Origin of the sequence: Paenibacillus flagellatus (assembly GCF_003217775.1) — a bacterium.
In the GTDB taxonomy this organism is placed as follows: Bacteria; Bacillota; Bacilli; order Paenibacillales; family NBRC-103111; genus Paenibacillus_AB; species Paenibacillus_AB flagellatus.
The window spans coordinates 82,582-101,461 of sequence record NZ_QJVJ01000015.1 but is presented as its reverse complement, the minus strand read 5'-3'; the positions used below and the strand labels follow the sequence as shown (position 1 = coordinate 101,461).

Genomic DNA, 18,880 nt, shown 5'->3' with positions numbered 1-18,880 from the left:
ATGAGAATCGTCTCGCTCTGTCCGAGCAATACCGAGCTGTTGGGCTTCATGGGAATGGACCGGCATCTCGTCGGGACTGACGCCTACTCCGATTGGCCTTCGTCCGTCGCGTCTCTCCCCCGGCTGGGGTCGGACCGGAATATCGACATGGACGCGCTGGAGGCGCTGCGTCCGGATCTCGTATTCGCCTCGCTCTCCGTACCGGGCATGGAAAAAAACGTGGAGCGCCTCGTCGAGCGCGGCATCCCGCACGTCACGTTGAATCCGAAAAGCTTCGCCGACATCGCGGACAATATGGACGTCGTCGGCGACGCCCTCGGCGTGCCCGATGCGGCGCGGGCGTCCCGGCGAAGGCTGGAGACCGAGCTGGAGCGGTACGCGGAGCTGAGCCGGCGGTGCGGCGACAAGCCGTCGCTGTACTGGGAATGGTGGCCGAAGCCGGTATTCTCGCCGGGCGGCGCCAACTGGCTGACGGAGGTCAGCGCGCTGGCCGGCGCCGCGAACGTCTTCGCCGACGTCTCCGACGCCAAGGTGAAGACGGACTGGGACGACGTGCTGCGGCGCGACCCCGACTACGTCCTGCTCGCCTGGGTAGGCGTGCGCGAGCAGCTTGTGAAGCCCGAATCGGTGGCGAAGCGCCCCGGCGCGGACCGGCTGCGCGCGGTGGCGGAAGGCCGGGTGCTCGTCATGGAGGAGTCGCTGTACTGCCGGCCGTCGCCGCTGCTCGTCGCCGGCTTGCAAAAGCTGGCCCACCGGCTCCATCCGGACGTATACCCGCCGTACGACGAGAAGGAGTCGGAGCGATGGCTTCGCGGATACGAGCCGTAAAGCGGCATAGGAACGGAACGCCGAACATAAATAGAGTCCCGGCTCCGGGACTCCTTCTCGTATGATCAGGTCAGCCGGAATTTCCGGCTGGCCTCTTTTTCATGGCCGGTTTGGTCCAACCGGTCCGTCGGCGTCGGCAGAGCATCGAGCGCTCCACACGCTGCCGGAAAATGTTACTTATAGTCCGTGGAAACGAATCGAGCCTCTTCCTATAATGGTCTTGCACGCGGAGGCAAGCTGGTCGGTCTCCAAACGATCCGTTGCCGGCGAAGCCGAAGCTCGCCGACAGACGACTAACAGGAGGTAGAAGCCATGAGCACCCCATTCACGTTCGACGACTTCAACCGGTACTATTCCGACTTGACCTTGGGCATGGACATCGCCTTGAGAACGCGCGACGGCAGCTTTGCCATCAAGGGCTGCGCCAAACTGAAAGGCTTCGCCGATTTCAAAACCGATACGGTCACCGTCCATCTGACCGATTTCGTAACCGACCCGATCGGCTTGAACGCCAAAAAGGGCTGGGTCTTTTACTACGAGTCCGTCCCGGCCGCTTCGATCGAAATTCATAACCAATACTTGCCGCTGCTTCAGTTCGGCGTACAGGAGCTTCAAGCGGACCACGAATGGAAAACCCGCTTCAAGGCTTACTTGGACCAAACGAGCGGCCGGCTGGCCGGGCTGCTGGGCCAGTGCCAGATGGCCAACGAGAAAAACGTGATGGTGCCGTTGTCGTCCTTCGCTTCGTTCCAAATCTCGAACATGCACTATATCGGTTGACTGCCGAGACGATCGTCCCCGTCGAGACCGTTCCCTAGCGGGTCGGTCTTCTTGCCGTCCCCTTACGGCGCGTTCCGGATCAAATCGTTGCCGTTGATGTCCAGCAGCTGATACGCCTTGCCGACCGTCTCCTTGTCGGGTCCGAACAGATGAATCGAATGAATGCCGCTTTCGGTCGTCACCCGGTTCAATTGGTGGACCATGAATTCCGAATTGCACAGGACGACGACCTTGCTGCTGTAGATATTCAGCCTTTCCTGGAACGCGACCGCCCTCTCGGCCACCTCCGGCGAGTACACGACAGGCTCGCCGTCCGCCCCCTTCATATCGCGATGATCGACGAATACGCGAAGCTCGCCCTCCCGAAAAGCGGAGCAAATGCCAAGCAGCGTCGAAGACATGTAGTCGACGTCTTTGGGAGTCAGCAATCCCGACACTTGAAACGTAAGCAGCCGGCTGTCGCCGTCCATCCGATATTGAAACCGTTCGAGAAACGGCACCTTGAAATCTTTTTGCTGGTACGCCGGGTTGGCGGAGAACCGCTCGTTCGAGAACATGTACTGGAGCGGTACGTCCAGTGCGGCCGCGATTCTCTCGATATTCACGAGGCTGACGTTCCGCTCGCCGCGCTCCACGCCGCTTATGTAGGTTCGGTCCAGCCGGGAGCGGTACGCCAGCATCTCCTGCGACATCCCGCTCCGGGCGCGCAATTCTTTGACCCGCAATCCGAATTCGGCACGAATATCCATGGTGGGTTGCCTCCCATTGTCAATCGCTTGTCTATATCTATTATATTCGATTCTAGTTCGAAAGTTCCATATCATTGTCGAATTCCGGTTCCGATGTGACTTATAGTCCGTGGACCCCCCTCGTGCCTGGGAACTAGAATCGATACGAAGATATCACCTATTCGGAGTAACAGGAAAGAAGGCGAACACGTATGAAGCAACGCATAGCCCGGCTCCTCGCCGCCGCCCTCGCCCTAACTCTCCTTCTCCCCGTCGTTCCGTCCGTCTCCAAGGCGGAAGCGGAGACGAAGGACGCCGGCATCGCGCAGCTATCCGCCGGATCGGGCTCGTCGCTGGCGGTCCAACGGGACGGAACGGCGTGGCAGTGGGGTTGGGACATGAACGGCCGCGAGTTCACGGCGACCCCCGCATCGCTGGCCCCTTTGAGCGACATCGCCGCGGTTTCCTCGGGCGGCCAGCACGAGACCGCCTTGAAGCGCGACGGCTCGGTTTGGGCGTGGGGGTGGAACAGCTACGGCCAGCTCGGCGACGGCACGACGCAAAACCGGGAAAAACCCGCCAAAGTCCGCCAATTAGCGGATGTCGCCGGCATCGCCGCCGGAGGCAATCATACCGTGGCGGTAAAGCGGGACGGGACCGTCTGGGCCTGGGGCTACAACAAATACGGCCAAATCGGCGACGGGACGAACGAGAACGCCTTCTTGCCCGTTCAGGTCAAGGGCTTGCGGGACGTCGTCGCCGTATCTGCCAAAGGCTTTCATTCGCTCGCGCTCAAGAAGGACGGCACCGTCTGGGCGTGGGGCTACAACGCGTTCGGTCAGCTCGGCAACGGCACGAACGCCAGCTCGTCCGTGCCGGTCCAAGTGTCGGGGCTGTCGGATGTCGTACACATTTCCGCAGGCCGGATTCATTCCCTCGCCTTGAAGAAGGACGGCACCGTCTGGGCGTGGGGGAACAACCGCTACGGCCAGCTCGGCGACGGCACGACCGCCAACAAGTCCGCTCCCGTTCCTGCAGCCGGCCTGTCGGATGTCACCGCGATCTCCGGCGGAGGCGATCATTCGGTCGCGCTCAAGAAGGACGGCACCGTCTGGGCGTGGGGCAGCAACGAACGCGGCCGCGTCGGCCCCGGCACGAATTCGATCGAGCCGCTTCCGGTCGCGCTGGCCGGCATAGCCGACGGCGCTGCCGTTACGGCGGGAGAGAGCGATTCGGCCGTCTTGAAGACGGACGGCACGGTCTGGATGTGGGGCAGCGACTATTCCGGCGTGGAGCAGATCCTCTTCCCGCAAGGGCAAGCGTCGGCAAGCCCCGATGAAAGTACGTCGGCCCGGTTGTCGCTCGGCCGTTCCAAGGAACAGATCGTACGGAAATGGCTGGCGTATCAGCCTTCCCATGACGGCGGCACCTACGTCGAGTTCCCGAGCGCGAAGGCGCCGTACGCCGCCGGCACGCTGCAGGAAGGATTTATTGCCGACGGGGTTCGCCTCTTGAACTTTGTACGCTTCTTGGCCGGGATGCCGGAGGGCGTCGCGGCGGACGACCAGCTGCTCGAGCAGGCGCAGCACCAAGCGGCCGTCATGTCGGCCGTCAAAAAGATGACGTTCCGGCCGGTCAAGCCGGACGATATGGACGCCGCGTTTTTCGATAAAGGCTACAAGCTTTCGTCTAGCGGCTTGATCGGCTCGGGACACCGATCGTTCGCGGGGGCCGTGGAAAATTACGTCAAGGAGACGGGCCGGCTGTCGGACGGCGCCGGTTACCGCCGTTGGGCGCTTCAGCCCCGATTGCAAAAAATCGGCTTCGGCTATGCGGGCGGCTACACCTCCTTGCTTACGAGAACCGACGCGAGTGCACCCGAGGTCGAATACGACTATGTGGCATGGCCGAACAAAGGATTTTTCCCCACCTCCTTCTTCGGCGGCTCCGATCCTTGGTCGATCTCGTTCAGTCCGGACTTTTACGATCGCAAGTCGCTGCCGCAGGCGACCGTACGTCTTCTGCGCAAATCGGATCAAAAGGTTTGGGAAATGAGCGCTTCCGGCACGGGGGATGCGGGGACGAACCGGTTCGGCGTCATCGACAATCCGTGCGACGAGCTGTGCAGCACGATTGTATTCCGGCCCGACGGAATCGGCGGCAGCTATAAGGATGGCGACGAATATACCGTTTCGGTTACGGGGATTTTGGACGTGAACGGAGATCCCGCTTCTTTGACCTATTCGGTCCGGTTTTTCAACTTGGCCGAGGCCGTTCGGCAAAGCCCGGACCCGGCTCTCGATCAGCCGGCCGATTGGGCGAAGGGCGAGGTCGATGCGGCGATCGCCGCCGGTCTCGTACCGGACGCCATGCGGATAGGCTACGCGAACGCCATCACCCGCGCCGATTTCAGCGAGCTGGCCGTCCGCCTGCTGAGTGTGAAAACGGGCAAGTCGATCGACGGACTGCTGGCCGAGCGGGGAAAACGGATCGATCGCTCCGCCTTCCGGGACACCGACGACCGCGACGTGCTGGCCGCTTACGCTCTCGGCATCGTCAGCGGCAAAGACGGCGGCTTGTTCGATCCGTACGGCGACATCACGCGCCAGGAAGCGGCGGTCATGCTGTCGAGAACGGCGCAGGCGCTCGGCCTCGGCGAAGCGGGCGCCGCGGCGGCTTCGTTCGCCGACGACGGCGATGTAGCGGCTTGGGCGAAGGCGGCGGTTTTGTTCGTTGCGTCCGTCAAGGACAAGACGAACGGCGCCGCCGTGATGGGGAGCATCGGCGATAACGCGTTCGACCCGGCCGGCCGCTACACGCGGCAGCAAGCTTTCATCACGATCAAGCGGCTGCTGAACGCGCTGTGACGGAAATAAAGCAAGGCCGCTTTCGTTTCCGGAGCCGGAAGCGAAAGCGGCCTTTTCACATGCTAGCGGTCATGCCTCCGAGCCGCTTCTCGAGACCTGCTCGTCGTTCAAGCCGGAAGCGTATTTCTTCCGGAGTTCCTTGACCCGATCCCACGGATAGTCGCTACGCCGGTCTTGAAGCACCGCTTCCAGCACGTCCAGGTGAACGTGCCAGCCGGCGAGAAAGTTCGGGATTTCCCCGGGATCGGAATGGCGGAACGTATGGGTGAGCACGAGGCGGCAGCCGCCGCGGTCTTCTTGGAGCTCCCACCTTACCGAAGAGCGGCCGGCAGCCGGCTCGTTCCAGGTGTACTCCAGTTCGACGGGCGGATTGACTTTGACGAACGAACCCGTCACGACGTCTCCATTGCTCCACCGCAGCTCGAGCTTGCCGCCCTCCGTCAGCTCCATGTCGGCTTCGGCCGTCAGCCAATCGACGATCCGGTCCGGCCGCGTAATAGACGCCCAGACGTGTTCGACCGGATGATTCAAGCGGCGTTCGAACCGTACGACATGGCCTTCGTCCGTTCGGCTTACTTTTCCCTCCACTGCTTATTCCTCCTTATGATCGATTCGCGCGCGTTGCTCCGTCTCGTCCATGTCGTCCAGATGCCGTTCCAACGCATCCAGCTTGCCGGACCAGAACGTCCGGTAAGGCTCCAGCCAACGGTCGAGCTCGGCCAAAGGCTCCGGCCGCAAGTAATACAGATGTCTCTGCGCGTCTTTGCGCACGGATACGAGGCCGGCTTCCCGCAAGATGCGCAAATGCTTCGATATGCCGGGCTGACTGAGCGACGACAAGGCGACCAGCTCGCCGACCGAACGCTCCTTTTGCCGCAAGCAATCGAGAATCGTCCTCCGGTTCGATTCGGCCAGCACTTCGAATAAGATGTCGGTTTTCATGCCTTTATATTACCATACGGTTATATAACTGTAAAGAAATATACGACATCCACAGCAACGCCGAATACCCCCGCCGCGTTTCGGCGAGGGCACGTTTGCTTCCCCACGATTTATTCGGCTGCGCTCATCAACCGTTCGTATAACCGCACCGTCTGTCCGTCCGGCCGGGCGTCCAGCTCGTCCCGAAGCTGCGCGACGAACGATTCGTAATGGCTCGCCAGGCCGGCATAATCCCCCAGCGAGGCGTATGTCTCCATCATCGTCCGGCACAGCTCCTCGGAGTACGGCTCCTTCTCCCGGAGCGCCGACAGCCGCCGAACCGCATCCCGCCCCCGTCCTGCGATTCGCTCATAAGCGGCCGCCAGAAAGCTCGACCGGATGAACTGCCGGTACAGCTCCTCTCTCGCCGGCTCCGCCCACGGGTAGTCGTGCTCTTCCAGATAGTCGCCCCGGTAGGAGGCCAGCGCGCGGTCGAGCCTCTGCCAATCCCGCTCCGTCTCCACGCGCTGCATCGCCGTATCGCGCTCGAACAGCTCCACATCCGTCACGAAGCCTTCCTGCAGGAGACAGTAGCCGTCTTGGGCGTATTCGATCTTCGCGCCGATGCCCCACTCCTTTAACATTTTACGAACCAGATAAACCGTCGTATGCAGCTGCGTCACCGCTCTGTCGAGCCCGAGCTCGGGCCAGAGCGCCTCCAGAATCGCATCCTTCGTTATCCATTTGCTCCTTTGATGAAGAAGAAACGCGAACAGCTCCTGCGCTTTCTGCGTCCTCCACTTGAGCTGGCCGCCGACCCCGAGCGATTCGTCCAGCGTCAGCCGCTTGAAGCACGATACCGTCGTCCCCGCGGGGGCGGTCGTCTCCGCAACCGCTCGTACGAGCCGAAGATGCGCATCGAGCCGGCTCGCCGTCTTGGCGAACCGTTCCGGATCGACCGGCTTCAGCAAATAATCCATGGCGTGCAGCTCGAACGCTTCGACCGCATACTCGTTGTAGGCCGTCACGTAGACGATTTGGACGTCCGGATCGATGCGGTGAAGCCGTTCGCCCGCCTCCAGCCCGTTCATGCCCGGCATGCCGATATCCAAAAACACGACGTCCGCCTTCTCCCTCGCCAAATGGTCGAGCGCTTCCTGGGCCCGGGTAAATTTCCCCGCCACGCTTATGCCGCCGTGAGCCTCGATCAGTCTCTCGAGCTGAAGCAGCGCCGGCTTCTCGTCGTCGATCAAAATCGCTTTCATGACACGACTCCCTTCGTTCGTTCGCTAGCGCCGCATGCGGGACGCGTCGGGCACCTCGAAGCGGACGGCCGTCCCCCGGCCGACGCCGCTGTCGATCGTCAGCCCTTTGCCGAACAGCGTCAGCAGCCGCGCGTGAATGTTGCGAAGCCCGACGCCGCTGACGCCCTCGCCGCCTTCACGGACGACGCCGGCCAAGACGGATGCGGCGCGTTCCGGCTCCATCCCCACTCCGTCGTCCGCTACGGCGATCCCGATCGTTCCGACCGTCTCCCGAATCGTAATGCGCACCGTCCCGCCCTCTTCCTTTTGCATGACGCCGTGCCGGATCGCGTTTTCCACGATCGGCTGAATGCACAGCGGCGGCACGAGACCGTTCAGTTCGGCATCAATGTCGTAGACGACCTCGAGCCGCTCCTCGAACCGGGCTTGTTCCAGCGCGAGGTACGAATGGACGAGCGCCAGCTCCTTGCGCAGCGTCGTCAGCTGCTCACGGTTCTGAAAATCGAAGCTGCCGCGCAAGTAATGGCTCAGCTCGAGCAGCAGCCTCGTCGTCTTGTCCGGATCGGACGGCAGCAGCGCGACGATCGTGTTCAAGGCGTTGTACAGAAAATGCGGCTTGATCTGCGCCTGCAAAAACGCGAGCTCCGACGATATCGCCTTGCGGACCGAATCGCGCAGCGCCAGCAGCGTGCGGACGCGCGCTCTCAGCTCGTCGGCGTCGACGGGCTTCCGCAGAAAATCGTTCGCCCCCGCCTGAAAGCCGACACGGACGTCGTCCGGCAAGCCTCGGGCCGTCAGCAGAAGAACGGGCAGCTCGAACAAGGAGTACCGCCGGCGGACCGACCGGCACAGCTCGATGCCGGACATGCCCGGCATCATCCAATCCGCAATGAGCAGATCGACCGGCTTCCCCGAGTCGATGTACGCCGTCGCCGCCGCTCCGTCGCCGACGGCGACGAGTCTGTAGCTCTCGATGGAGAGGAGGTTGCGCAGCACCTGCAAGTTGACCGGGTCGTCGTCCACGAGGAGGACGGTGAACCGCTCGCTTTCCGGGCCGACGCCCGGCACGTCGTCCTCCGCCTGCGCCTCGCCGTCGCCGGAGGCCGTTCCGGCCAGCGGAACGACAGCCGTCTTGCGCTCCGCATCCGGCGGCACGTCCGCGGACGGGAGCGTGAAGCGGAATGCCGAACCGCGTCCCGGCTCCGACTCGACCCAGATTCGGCCTCCGCCCAGCTCCACCAGCTTTTTCGTAATGCTCAAGCCGAGTCCGGTACCGCTGTATTCCCTGTGCGCCGTGGCGCCGGCCTGGTCGTACGCTTTGAAAATATCGTCCAGCCGTTCCGGCTCGATGCCGATCCCCGTATCCGTTACCGAGATGGTTACGCCGCTTTCTCCGACTTCGGCTTCCACGCGAATTTCGCCCCGGTGCGTAAACTTGACCGCATTGCCGAGCAGGTTGTACAAAATTTGCCGAAGCCGATCCTCGTCCGTATCGAGCCACGGCAGCCGGTCCGGCCATCGCTGCACGAACCGGATCGGCTTGCTGCCCGCCAGATGAAGCGTGACGTCCATCACCGATCCGACGACCGCCCGCAGATCGACCGGTTGGCGCTTCAGGACGATTTCGCCGTTCTTGAGCTTTCCGAAGTCGAGAATGTCGTTGATGAGGGCGGACAACCGTTTGCCGGTCGATACGATCATCGACAGGTCGTTGGCCTGCTTCCCGTTCAGCTTGCCGGACGCCCCTTCGAGCAGCGACTGGGCGATGTTGACGATGCCGTGAAGCGGGGTACGCAGCTCGTGGGACGTGTTCGCCATGAATTCGTCCTTCAAGCCGTCGAGCGTCAGCAGCTTCCGGGACAGCTGCTCCACTTCCTCGAACGTTCGGGCGAAACGTCCCGCAAGCAGCAGCGCCTGCGTTATGACGAACAGCAGCATCTCGAACGGGACGAGCATCTGAGCGTCCGTCATGCCGCCCAAGCTGACCAGATTGAGGAGAATGACCAGCAGGATGCTGACAACGCCGATCAGCATAAATACGGCATCCTCCGACCGCTCGCGCATTCCGCGCACCATGGCGACGGCCATGTAGATGACGGTCAGCAGGCTGTACACGAACAGGAACGGCTCCAGCTTGGAGAACACGAGCGTCGGCAGCCCGACCGCGACGATCACGGCCGCGACGGTCGCGACGTCGCACAGACGGAGGGCGATCCGGTGAACGGAGCCCGGGATGGCCGCCTCCACATAGCGCATCAGAAAGTAATAGACGAAAGCCGACGAGACCAGCTGCGTCTTGAGAAACGTCTCGTACGGCATTCCGGGCCACGCCCCGGCGAGCAGCTTCTCCCCGTGCGTCGCCACGTAGACGATCGCGGATAGGCAAAACAAGCCCAGGTGCAGCAGCGAGCGTTCCCGCCGCCTTAGCCGGTACAAAAACAAAAAGTAGAGCGCAGGGATCAAAAAACCGGCCAGCGTCATCCAATCGGCGAACAGCCCGAACTCCCTGCTGTCCGTAACCGAGTGCACGTCCCCGAACAAGATCGGCGAGAAGACGCCGCCGGAGGAATAGACGAAGTTGGACACTTGAACGATGATGTCCGCCTCGGTGCCGGATACGTGAACGAAGCCGACATACGGGATGTTGCCGGGGCGCGCATCGTCCGGCGAACGCCCCGGTACACCGCTCGCCCCCGCTTCTTGACCGGCTGCGAAAATACGGTTCGCGGTCCGGATGTTGGTCGTCCGGATGCCGTATACGCCTTCCGCGTCGTCCGGCAGCCGTACCGTCAGTCGAAAGGTGCCGAAGCCGGTCGGAGCGGGCTCGCCGTCCTCGGCTATGTAATCGTTCCATTTGCCCGGCAGCGTAACCGTGCCGGTCGGCTTCGGCATCTCTCCGGACGACCGGGCCGGATCGAAATCGTCGGGGGTCAGCAGCCGGTTCCGGTAAAATTCCCACTCGCCGTTCAGCCGGACCGCACCGTCCGCGGAGAAGCTCCAGCCGCTCAGGTCGAGCAGCCCCGAGCTCGCCACGGGATTCCGGTTATGGGTTACGAGCATCTGGGCGACCGTATAGGCCGGCAAAATCAAGACCAGAATAACGCCCGCGACGATCGCGAGCCATTGCTTGTTCATGGTAGCGCTCCTTGCCCTTCCGGCCTTGTCGATGATTGTCGATATACGGATTCGCGAGAAGGAGGGCAAATTCCTTCCCCGGCGGCCTTCGATCCGGCGCGGAGCGGTCCCTCCGGCAGGAAACGGCCGGGGCCGTAGCGAATAGATGTGGTTCCAATTTGTGGAGGAGGGTGACCGAGTTTGAGCATAACGTTCCGTCATATCGCGCGCGCCTTGATTATCGATCGCAACCGGATGCTGGTCGTCCGGATGAAAGGCGCCCATTCGTTTTTGCCCGGGGGCGGCGTCGAGCTCGGGGAAGGCGCCGAAGCGGCGCTGAAGCGCGAACTCCGCGAGGAGCTGGGCGTTACGTCCTGCGATATCGTCCGGTTTCTTGGCGTCGTGGAGTTCGGGATGGAGGAGAACCATTATCATGAAATCAACCATCTGTTCGAAGTCCGGTGCGACGGGCTGACGTCGGACGCGGCCCCGCCATCGGCGGAGTCCCATCTGGAATTTTATTGGATCGAGCCGACCGTGGAGGAGCTTAGGCGCCATAACGTCCTGCCCTTCCTCGTGCAGGACATGATTCCGCGGCTGCTGAGCGAAGGGAAGCCGCTATTTGTCAGCAATATGGGGGAGTGACAATCGCCTTCATCGGACGGTTGACTTCGAGCGCGCTCGAAGAGGTACAATACCGCTATGGAACCTTATTTGAGCATACAAGCCGTCGCCGAGCTGACGGGCATTACCGCGCACACGCTGCGCTACTACGAACGAAACGGCCTGATCCACGCCATCGCCCGCGAGACGAACGGACGCCGCCGCTATTCGGCCGACGATTTGGCCTGGATCCGGTTCCTGGCCCGGCTTCGCACGACGGGCATGAGCATCAGGCAAATGCAGCGGATTGCCGACCTAAGGAGGCAAGGGCCCGCAACGACCCGGGAAAGGAGATTGCTGCTCGAAGCCCACAAGGCGAAGCTGGCCGAACAAATTGCGAAGCTGCAAGAGCATTACGACGTGATCGTGGAGAAAATCGACACATACCGGAAATGGGAAATGGACCGCCCCGGCAAGGGAGGAGAGGAACGATGAACGAATCTTTTGCATTCGGCAAGCGGCTGTTCCGGGAAACGGACGAAGCCGGCATCCAAGCCGTTCTCGACGGCTTGAACGCCGTTTCTCCGCACATCGGCCGATATATTATCGAGTTTTTCGGCCAATTGTTCCGCAACCCCGTCCTCTCCTATTCCGAGCGAGAGACGGTCGTGATCGCGTCTCTTCTGGCGTTGGGCGATACGCCGAATCAGCTGACATGGCATATGCGGTTCGGTCTGAAAGTCGGAATGACGCCGAACGAAATCGTCGAAATCGCCACCCACTGCATTCCGTTTTGCGGCTTCCCCCGCGCGTTGAATGCAATCGGCGTCGCGAAGCGGCTTTTCGAGGAAGAGCGGATCGAGGTAACCGTCGAGGACGAATTTCTCCATCATGCCGAGGAACGGCGGGAGGGAGGGCTGGCCAAGCTGGACGAGATCGACGGCAGCCACGGCGCCGCGGTCGTCGACTCTCTCGCCGATATCGCGCCGCTCTTGGCGGACCAGCTTGTCGAATTCGCGTTCGGCGAAATTTACAGCCGATCGGGCTTGACTCCCCGGCAGCGCCAGCTCGTCACGCTCGGCGCCTTGGTCGCCCAGGGCGGATGCGAGCCGCAGCTGCGCGTCCATCTCCATGCTTCCGTTCGCGTCGGCCTGTCGAAGCAGGAAATCGTCGAGGCGCTGCTGCAATGCGCCCCGTATACCGGCTTTCCCAAAGTGCTGAACGCGATAACCGTCGCGAAAGCGCTATTCGGCACCTCTTCGCCGGATGCCCGCCGCGAAAGCGAACGTTAAGCGGGCCGCCCGTCGGGCGGCCTCGCGTTTTTTCGGCACCGTTTTTCGACCCATTGGAGTTTGATTAACTAGTCCGGCTCTCGGTCTTTTCAAATCGTACTTCTTGCAAAAAGCGCTCCAGCCATTTCCGGGGCTCCCCCCATTTTCGAGGCAAAGGATGGAAGTATTGATAATCCATTTCCCCTTTAAGCCCATGAACGACGCCGGGCAAGCATCGCATGGCTTGGACCGCCAATTCCTCCAACGCCGGCGAGACTCCCCAGGCCGCCACAATCGGCTTATCCGTTAAACCTTCAAGTAAAGCCCGCCGTTCTTCGTCTCGATCCGGCGAGAAAATACTGAAATGCGGATTGTCATACTGCCGAACCATTCGTATAAATTCGTCGCTGTCGACGTCCCGAATATCGCCTAAATTCAACACTCGAACATAGTCCCAACCGTAATGACTCATCATTCGCATGACTTGGTATTGTGTTCGATCGGGAATTGCGTCGTACCATGGCGTCGCTTTGATGTTTTCCGCCAAATCTACTTGCGAATGACCGTACGTTCCCCCGTCTTCCTGCTCTTGTGCGAGCCCTATCGTCGTGCTGCTTCCCGGATTCATCATGACCACAAGCGCGTCCGGGTCGTTCTCCTCCCAAGCGTAATCTTTTCGGATAATGTCCAAAACGCTTCTACAGCGCACTTCGATTCCGCCATCCAGCGCAATCTTGTAAAATCGCCCCTTTGCCAGAAAACGGCGCTTTAGCTTGGCCGCAGCGATAAACACGACATCACCTCTTTCGATGAAGGAATAGTCTCTTCCAAAAATTAAAAAAACGCATACAGTCCGCTTTCGAAATAAACGAACTCGTCCTCCGTCAAGCTCGCCTCCCCGTAGCCTTCGAAAAACGACTGACGATCCTCGGACGTTTGGAACAGATTCGGCTTCGGCCGAACGGCCAATGCGACGTCGTACCTCGGGTCGCCGCAAGCGCCGCCGCTCCAATCGATGATGCCGGCTATGCGTTCCTCGTGCACGAGAACGTTGTCGATCGTAAAATCGCCGTGAATGAGCGTTTGCCCGACCGGCTCGGGCTTGTCGTTTTTCAATCGCTGCAAAAGCTCGGGCGTCCCGTCTACATCGTAGTTCGCCAGATTGTACTCCGCCTGCGCCAGCATCGCATCGAGCCAGCCGCCGCCCTCGGACTTCAGCTCGGCCGGGCACGGAGTCGCGTGAATCTCCCGCAATAGGCGGCCGAATCGGTATAGGACGCGGGATCGGACGGCCGAATCGCGCTCGTGCTGCAAAGCCGTCCGCAGCGATTGTCCGGGCAACCGCTCCATCAGCAGCCAAGCGGCCTTATCGCCGGTACCGCCCTCCTCCTCCCAAAAGCCGTAAACGGCGGGAACCCGCAAAGCGGTTCGGGACAACAACCTCAACACGTCCCTTTCTCTCGCAAGCCATCCGCCGTAAAGCGGGCCGCTCGCCCGTTTCAGAACGAACGTCCCTTCGGCCGCATGGACGATCGCGACGTCGGACGTATGTCCCTGACGGGGAAACGCCATCGATCGGATGCCGCCCAACGTTTGCACGATCGCATCCGGAATGTCTTCGCCGCATAAAGGCGGTCTCACGGCAATCCCCTCCCTATACGCATATCATCCCGCTTAGGACCGAGGCTCCGGAAAGGTTGGCCCGATCGCATCGCGGGCGTTCGCCCGCTTCGTTCGCAAGCCGGAATACCATACCGGAGCGCCCTCGCCACATCGTACCATGACGCGTGCGGCTTCGACGCACGACATTTTGATTATGGCCGAATTTTCCCGCAACCGGCCTTCGACTCTATGGTATCATGGATGCCAAACGATTGTTCGGGAGGATGGAGCGAATGGACAGAACGAAGGTTTCACTCGATAGGGAGGCGGTACCGCTTCTCATTCGACCGTATTTGAAAGGCGCCGTGATTTCCGACAGCAGCTGCTCCGATACGGCGCGAACGTACCGGATCGAGGGAGACGTCTCCGCTTTTCTGAAAATAAGCCGCAAAGGCGCTCTGGAACGGGAATGCGGCATGACGGCGTTTTTGCACGGACACCGGTTGGCTCCGGCCGTCATCGCCTACGAATCCGACGCGGAAAGCGACTATTTATTGACGGAAGCGGTTAGCGGCGAAGACGGTACCGCACGATCGCATCTCGATCACCCTCGTCGGCTGGCCGGCGCATTCGGCGAATATTTGCGCATGCTCCACTCCCTCCCCACCGACGGCTGCCCCTACCGGGATCGTACGGCCGAAATGGTACGGGAAGCGGCGGAGAAGGAAGCAAACCTCGGCGCGCTGAAGGAGATCCGCTATGCGGCTGCGGACGATACCGTCATTCACGGGGACTATTGCTTGCCGAACATCGTCATGGATCGTTTTTCGTTCAAGGGGTTCATCGACGTAGGGAGCGGCGGGGTGGGAGACCGGCATTGCGACTTGTACTGGGGGCTTTGGACGCTGGCGTTCAATTTGAAAACCGACGCCTATAACGGGCTGTTTCTCGACGCCTACGGCAGAAGCGCCGTCGACGCGGACGGGCTCGCTTACTTCGCGAAGCTGGCCGAGCTGACCGATTGACGGGGCGTCCCGTCGCCCAAGCGGGGAGTGGAACGCCGGACGACGGGGCGTCCGCCGAGCGGCGTTTCTCTCCCGGGTGCGACAAGATTATCCTGCGGGGGTGGAACGAGACGCCGATCGGTCGGCCTGGGCTTCCCGGACGCCGTGGACGTTGCGCACGACGTTGAGGAAGAAGAGCAGCGTGCCGAGCACGATCAGGATGCCGCCGACCGGGATCAGCGGAGCGAGGACGGGGAAGCCGAGAATATAGGCGGCCAGCCCGCCCATCATGAGGGGGACTCCTGCGTTATGCATCCAGAAATGCAGCTTGCCCAACGTACGGGCCGCCGAGGGGAACCGTTCGTACACGAGCCCGCCGATCGCCATCGACACCCATCCGATCAAGTTTAAATGCACGTGAACGGGACTGAGTCCGTAGCTTTCGGTCATGGACATCCCCATCCCCATCACGACCCCGACCAGAAAATAAAACGAAGCGATTTTGATCATCCAAATTCCCATTATCGATCATCCTTTCCGTTCATTCCTCCGCAATACGCGTCGAACAGCCTTCGTTCCGCGCCCCTCCATTTGGCGATCCGGTACAGCAGGCCGAATATCGCCTTTTGCAGCCCTAACGGCATCGCTCCCGTGTACGTCTCGCCGAGCTCGAACAGGACGGCCATATCGAGCGCGCTGCGGGGAATGCCGCTCTTCCTCCTCACTTTGCCGTCCCGGGCCAAGCCGTATGCAATGCGGAGCATCGACTCGAAGCGTCTGGCCGGAGCCACCTTGACCTGAAACACGATCTTCTCCCGGCCCGGGTTGAAAAATCGGTGCAGCACCCCCGGCGGAGCCGAGGCGGTTTGACCGGGACGGAGCTCGATATGCCGGCCGTCCAGCTCCAGATGAAGCAGGCCTTGTACCGCCGCAAAATGCTCCGTAAAGGCGAGATGGTAATGCGGATCCACTCCCCCTCCGGGTGCCAGCTCGACCTCCACCCGCTCATGGGCGCCTCCGGATTCCGCCCCGGTCTCGATGAACGTTACCCGATCCCGGACGAGCGGATTTTCGATCGTTCTCGGCAATGCCGCATCAGACAAGTCCGAATTCCTCCTTCCCTCTTACCTTCATGCCATTTTCGCATGTCTCCACCTTATCATCCGAATGGCTGATCGGAACACTATACCGCGGTATAATTTGGTAGTATACTTTAGGTGCATTCAGGGGCGGATGGCCGTTAGAGACGGGGAAAACGGGAGGTTCGGCATGAACGGAGACCTATTGCGATTCGAACGGGGCAGGCCGAAGGCCCAGCCGGGCATCGGCGACCGCGAAGAGCCCTATTGGGTTGGCCGCGACCGGGAGAGAGCGCTGTTCGACCGGTTTTTGTCCGGCGAGCCGTTGGAGCGGCCCGTGTGGAACTTGTACGGCACGGGCGGCGTCGGCAAAAGCACGCTGCTCGATACGTTCCGCAGGCAGGCGAACCGGCGCGGAGCGGCGTTTCTGCAGCTGGACAGCCGGGAATTCAGCCGGACGGGCGACGATTTGTGCAGACGGCTGCTCCTTCAGCTTCCGGCCGCACTCGGAGCGGGCGGCGGAGAGGAAGACCCGCTGGACGCGCTGAGGGCCGGGCTGAACCGGATGGCGCAGCATCGCCGCGTCGTCGTGGCTTTGGATACGTACGAGGATATGACCGGGTTGGATGGATGGGTGCGAGAGCGGTTTTTAAGCGATTTGGCCCCGGGCATTCTGGTTATATTGGCGGGGCGGCATCCGCTCAAGGGGCCGTGGCTCGTATCCCCGGCCTGGAGAGAGCGCGTCCTCTGGCTCGCCGTCGGCCCTCTGACTCGGCAGGACGTCACGGACTATGCTCGTCGGTGCGGCCTTGCCGAGGAAGCGCAGGCGGAGCGGCTTTGGGAGCGTACGAGAGGGCACGCGCTTTCGCTGTCGCTGGCCGTCTCGACGGAGCTACTCGCCGGGAACGGTCCGCTGACGGACGCCGGATGGTCCACGGAGCTCGCTTCGTCTTGGTTGAAGGAGGTGCCGGACGAAGAGCTTCGTCACCTCGTAGAGGCGGCCTCCATGCTGAAGGCGTTCAATCAGGAAGTGGTCGCATACGTCATGGAACGGGACGTAAGGACGGATGCGTTCGAGAGGCTCGTGAACCTTTCGTTCGTCCGGAAAATCGACAGGGGCTGGATTCTTCACGACCTGATGCGGGAATCGATTCGCGGCCTGCTGAAAGAACGGACGCCCGGACGCTTCGGCAAACTGACGGAGCGCTGCGTCCGCTACTACGCATCCGTCATCAAGGAAGCCCGCGGCCAAAGGGATGTCGCTTGGGAAGTGGCCGAGCTGTTCGGGTATATCGGAGATGCCTTGATCCGGGCGCACCTGAATACGCCGGGAGAGACGGAGTGGACGTGGGAGCCGCTAACGGCCGCCAATCTCGGGGAAGGGACCGAGTACTTGAAGCGGCGGCGCCGGGAAGCGAAGCCGGTTTCCCGCAGCGGCGTCGATCCGATGACGGGCGCCCGGCTGGAGCTGACGCTATCGGCGGAGGAATTGCTGTATACGATCGAGGGGCTCGATTTGGAGGAGCTGCTCGGGCTTGGTCAGCCGTCGGTCATGCTGATGAGAGGGCAAGACGGATCGGTGCACGGTCTGTCGGCCATCGTTCCGATGAACCGGGGGACGCTGCGTTACTTGGAACGCAATCCGTTCTCCGGCCCCTATATTCGCAGCCTATCGGCTTCGGAGCGCAACAGGCTGGACGTGCCGGAGTCCGAGCAAGCCGGCTGGTTCATCCGGAGCATCGATATCGGGGATTGGACGGACTCCGTCCTGCTTAAGGAAGCCGCATCCCAGATGTACAATTACATGTGCTCGGGCAAGCTGTTCTTCGCTTCCCCGCCCCCGCTTCCGATGTTCCGCGACTCCCACCTCGGGCTCGGGTTCGAGGAGGTGCCCGGCGTCGTCCATTGCAGCTACGACGGGAAAACCCCGACGCCTACCTTCGTCTTGGATACGCGGGGAGAGAAGCTGGACGCCTTTTTGGCGGCCATGCTGAACCGCATCGGGGCGCGGCCGGACAAGGCGACGGAGGGCACGGCGCAAGGCGATCCGTTCGTCGGCCGCGGTTTGACGGAGCGCGAGCGCGAGGTCGCCCTATGCATCATGGAAGGCTGCTCCAATCCGGAAATCGCGTCACGGCTTTTCATTAGTGTCGTTACGGTCAAGAAGCACCTAAGCTCCGTGTATGCGAAGATGGAAGTGAAAAACCGCAGCCAGCTCATCAAAGCCGTTCTGCAGCGTGTCCGGCCTGCCGAATAACCGTCGGCACCGAAGCCCCTTTACTCGGAAGGGGCTTTTTTCAATATACCCAGGTATTGGCTCCAAGGCCCGACGTCCGTCCGGTATCGCTCGGCCATCACCCGTACGATTTGCGCTATATGCGTCAGGTCGTGGACGACCCACGCGGAAAGCAGCTCCCGGACCTTCACCGTGCCGAATGCTGGATGCATCCCCGTCCGTTCGAGCTGCCTCGCGTCCCCGACAAGCTCTTGAAGCTTGGCGATATTACGGGCTCGGATCGTTTTGAATTCGTGCAGCTTTTGCCCGATCGGCTTCTCCGGTTCTTCCTTCAAGTGGGAATGCCGATCGAACGCGGGGAACGGCTTGCTCTCGCCTTCGCGAAGAATGAATTCCAGCCTCGGCACCCAATTGGACTTCTCGCCCTCGATCAGATGCCCGATCACCTCGGAGACGTTCCACGTTCCCTCCCCTTCCCTGCACGCCAGCCACCCGTCCGATAACCCGGCCAAAAACGTTTCCAGCGTCTGCGGCGTACGCTCCAGCACCTCGATCGCTTCCTGTATCTGAAAAGGCATGCAA

18 protein-coding genes are annotated in these 18,880 nt (G+C 61.5%); 8 read left to right on the top strand and 10 right to left on the bottom strand.

The genetic code is table 11. The features are described from left to right. Positions 1-828, top strand: coding sequence for a cobalamin-binding protein (locus tag DLM86_RS27015; protein ID WP_110843174.1), 828 nt, complete (start codon positions 1-3; stop codon positions 826-828). 312 nt (positions 829-1,140) lie between these two features. Further along, complete coding sequence (locus DLM86_RS27010) at positions 1,141-1,608, top strand: hypothetical protein (RefSeq protein ID WP_110843173.1); 468 nt, start codon at positions 1,141-1,143, stop codon at positions 1,606-1,608. Between the two features lie 62 nt (positions 1,609-1,670). On the opposite strand, the gene DLM86_RS27005 is transcribed toward DLM86_RS27010, so the two are convergent. Further along, complete coding sequence (locus tag DLM86_RS27005) at positions 1,671-2,357, bottom strand: helix-turn-helix domain-containing protein (protein WP_110843172.1); 687 nt, start codon at positions 2,355-2,357, stop codon at positions 1,671-1,673. Between the two features lie 191 nt (positions 2,358-2,548). Between DLM86_RS27005 and DLM86_RS27000 the strand changes: the two genes are divergently transcribed. Next, complete coding sequence (locus tag DLM86_RS27000; RefSeq protein ID WP_110843171.1) at positions 2,549-5,203, top strand: RCC1 domain-containing protein; 2,655 nt, start codon at positions 2,549-2,551, stop codon at positions 5,201-5,203. 69 nt (positions 5,204-5,272) lie between these two features. Here DLM86_RS27000 and DLM86_RS26995 read toward each other — a convergent pair whose 3' ends face one another. The 4 genes from DLM86_RS26995 to DLM86_RS26980 all read right to left on the bottom strand — a co-directional run bounded on the left by DLM86_RS26995 (position 5,273) and on the right by DLM86_RS26980 (position 10,524). Continuing rightward, entirely contained in the window at positions 5,273-5,791 is a 519-nt protein-coding gene (locus DLM86_RS26995; protein ID WP_110843170.1) for an SRPBCC family protein, read from the bottom strand. Positions 5,792-5,794: 3 nt separating this feature from the next. Further along, positions 5,795-6,145 (bottom strand): ArsR/SmtB family transcription factor, encoded by a 351-nt coding sequence (locus tag DLM86_RS26990; protein WP_110843169.1) that lies wholly within the window; start codon positions 6,143-6,145, stop codon positions 5,795-5,797. A gap of 110 nt (positions 6,146-6,255) precedes the next feature. Then, positions 6,256-7,389 (bottom strand): response regulator, encoded by a 1,134-nt coding sequence (locus DLM86_RS26985; RefSeq protein WP_110843168.1) that lies wholly within the window; start codon positions 7,387-7,389, stop codon positions 6,256-6,258. Positions 7,390-7,413: 24 nt separating this feature from the next. Then, the gene (locus tag DLM86_RS26980) at positions 7,414-10,524 is read right to left on the bottom strand and encodes a hybrid sensor histidine kinase/response regulator (RefSeq protein WP_110843167.1); all 3,111 of its coding nucleotides are present in this window, start codon (positions 10,522-10,524) and stop codon (positions 7,414-7,416) included. 180 nt (positions 10,525-10,704) lie between these two features. On the opposite strand from DLM86_RS26980, the gene DLM86_RS26975 reads away from it, so the two are divergent. The 3 genes from DLM86_RS26975 to DLM86_RS33125 are packed head-to-tail and all read left to right on the top strand — an operon-like array spanning position 10,705 to position 12,398. Beyond that, positions 10,705-11,148, top strand: a complete 444-nt coding sequence (locus DLM86_RS26975) for an NUDIX domain-containing protein (RefSeq protein ID WP_110843166.1) — start codon at positions 10,705-10,707, stop codon at positions 11,146-11,148. Between the two features lie 57 nt (positions 11,149-11,205). After that, positions 11,206-11,601: a MerR family transcriptional regulator gene (locus DLM86_RS26970; RefSeq protein WP_110843165.1), complete on the top strand. Its 396-nt coding sequence runs from the start codon at positions 11,206-11,208 to the stop codon at positions 11,599-11,601. Beyond that, positions 11,598-12,398: a carboxymuconolactone decarboxylase family protein gene (locus tag DLM86_RS33125; protein ID WP_158289680.1), complete on the top strand. Its 801-nt coding sequence runs from the start codon at positions 11,598-11,600 to the stop codon at positions 12,396-12,398. Before DLM86_RS26970 ends, DLM86_RS33125 begins: the two co-directional genes overlap by 4 nt. 64 nt (positions 12,399-12,462) lie before the next feature. Here DLM86_RS33125 and DLM86_RS26960 read toward each other — a convergent pair whose 3' ends face one another. Together DLM86_RS26960 and DLM86_RS26955 are read right to left on the bottom strand one after the other, a co-directional pair. Next, complete coding sequence (locus tag DLM86_RS26960; protein WP_110843163.1) at positions 12,463-13,170, bottom strand: hypothetical protein; 708 nt, start codon at positions 13,168-13,170, stop codon at positions 12,463-12,465. Positions 13,171-13,211: 41 nt separating this feature from the next. Next, positions 13,212-14,018: a phosphotransferase family protein gene (locus tag DLM86_RS26955; protein WP_245954954.1), complete on the bottom strand. Its 807-nt coding sequence runs from the start codon at positions 14,016-14,018 to the stop codon at positions 13,212-13,214. A 254-nt stretch (positions 14,019-14,272) separates the two neighbouring features. On the opposite strand from DLM86_RS26955, the gene DLM86_RS26950 reads away from it, so the two are divergent. Beyond that, positions 14,273-15,004 carry an aminoglycoside 3'-phosphotransferase gene (locus tag DLM86_RS26950; protein ID WP_110843162.1) on the top strand — a complete coding sequence of 244 codons (732 nt, stop codon included), beginning with the start codon at positions 14,273-14,275 and terminating at the stop codon, positions 15,002-15,004. Between the two features lie 87 nt (positions 15,005-15,091). Here the strand turns inward: DLM86_RS26950 and DLM86_RS26945 are convergent, their stop codons facing one another. Then, a complete protein-coding gene (locus DLM86_RS26945) occupies positions 15,092-15,505 on the bottom strand; it encodes a heme-copper oxidase family protein (RefSeq protein ID WP_110843161.1) in 414 nt (137 codons plus the stop codon). Next, entirely contained in the window at positions 15,505-16,086 is a 582-nt protein-coding gene (locus DLM86_RS26940) for a cupin domain-containing protein (RefSeq protein WP_110843226.1), read from the bottom strand. The genes DLM86_RS26945 and DLM86_RS26940 overlap by 1 nt, the downstream gene beginning before the upstream one ends. A gap of 166 nt (positions 16,087-16,252) precedes the next feature. On the opposite strand from DLM86_RS26940, the gene DLM86_RS26935 reads away from it, so the two are divergent. Then, positions 16,253-18,319: a helix-turn-helix transcriptional regulator gene (locus tag DLM86_RS26935; protein ID WP_158289679.1), complete on the top strand. Its 2,067-nt coding sequence runs from the start codon at positions 16,253-16,255 to the stop codon at positions 18,317-18,319. Positions 18,320-18,339: 20 nt separating this feature from the next. Here the strand turns inward: DLM86_RS26935 and DLM86_RS26930 are convergent, their stop codons facing one another. Beyond that, entirely contained in the window at positions 18,340-18,876 is a 537-nt protein-coding gene (locus tag DLM86_RS26930; protein ID WP_110843159.1) for a DinB family protein, read from the bottom strand. Positions 18,877-18,880: the final 4 nt, after the last annotated feature.

Excerpts from the sequence above, each read along its gene's own strand:
- DLM86_RS27015 (WP_110843174.1), top strand. The coding sequence starts at position 1 with ATGAGAATCGTCTCGCTCTGTCCGAGCAATACCGAGCTGTTGGGCTTC.
- DLM86_RS27010 (WP_110843173.1), top strand. The coding sequence starts at position 1,141 with ATGAGCACCCCATTCACGTTCGACGACTTCAACCGGTACTATTCCGAC.
- DLM86_RS27005 (WP_110843172.1), bottom strand. The coding sequence starts at position 2,357 with ATGGATATTCGTGCCGAATTCGGATTGCGGGTCAAAGAATTGCGCGCC.
- DLM86_RS27000 (WP_110843171.1), top strand. The coding sequence starts at position 2,549 with ATGAAGCAACGCATAGCCCGGCTCCTCGCCGCCGCCCTCGCCCTAACT.
- DLM86_RS26990 (WP_110843169.1), bottom strand. The coding sequence starts at position 6,145 with ATGAAAACCGACATCTTATTCGAAGTGCTGGCCGAATCGAACCGGAGG.
- DLM86_RS26985 (WP_110843168.1), bottom strand. The coding sequence starts at position 7,389 with ATGAAAGCGATTTTGATCGACGACGAGAAGCCGGCGCTGCTTCAGCTC.
- DLM86_RS26980 (WP_110843167.1), bottom strand. The coding sequence starts at position 10,524 with ATGAACAAGCAATGGCTCGCGATCGTCGCGGGCGTTATTCTGGTCTTG.
- DLM86_RS26970 (WP_110843165.1), top strand. The coding sequence starts at position 11,206 with ATGGAACCTTATTTGAGCATACAAGCCGTCGCCGAGCTGACGGGCATT.
- DLM86_RS33125 (WP_158289680.1), top strand. The coding sequence starts at position 11,598 with ATGAACGAATCTTTTGCATTCGGCAAGCGGCTGTTCCGGGAAACGGAC.
- DLM86_RS26950 (WP_110843162.1), top strand. The coding sequence starts at position 14,273 with ATGGACAGAACGAAGGTTTCACTCGATAGGGAGGCGGTACCGCTTCTC.
- DLM86_RS26945 (WP_110843161.1), bottom strand. The coding sequence starts at position 15,505 with ATGGGAATTTGGATGATCAAAATCGCTTCGTTTTATTTTCTGGTCGGG.
- DLM86_RS26935 (WP_158289679.1), top strand. The coding sequence starts at position 16,253 with ATGAACGGAGACCTATTGCGATTCGAACGGGGCAGGCCGAAGGCCCAG.
- DLM86_RS26930 (WP_110843159.1), bottom strand. The coding sequence starts at position 18,876 with ATGCCTTTTCAGATACAGGAAGCGATCGAGGTGCTGGAGCGTACGCCG.